The organism is Cupriavidus sp. 96C5-1 (assembly GCF_057798855.1).
This window is the reverse complement of sequence record NZ_JBYOJU010000078.1, coordinates 26790-27043: the sequence shown is the minus strand read 5'-3', so window position 1 is coordinate 27043 and position 254 is coordinate 26790. Positions and strand designations below refer to the sequence as shown.

The following is a 254-nucleotide window of genomic DNA, read 5'->3' as shown; positions in this document are numbered from 1 at the left end:
GCGCACAGGCCGAGGCGTGCGAGGCGTGGCTCGACGACGGCGCGGTAGCGGGTGCGTCGAAAGCCGGAGTCGCGTTGCTCGAAGGTACTGACGAGACCGTGGACACGGCGCACGGGCCGCGAGCCGTGCCAGAGGGTGAGCAGGGCTGGGCGGTCGAGCACCTGGTCGAAGTCGATGTCGGGGGCGTGGCTGGCGAGATCGAGTTCGAGGCGGTCGAGCTGTGAGAGGCCTTCGTCGAGGGTGAACGCGACGAC

Annotated in this window: 1 protein-coding gene; it reads right to left on the bottom strand. The window is 70.1% G+C overall.

Going from position 1 to position 254, the window contains the following annotated elements:
* Window positions 1-254, bottom strand: a 254-nt coding sequence (locus AC3FOF_RS42960; protein WP_488730135.1) for a contractile injection system protein, VgrG/Pvc8 family, incomplete at both ends; no start/stop codon positions are given.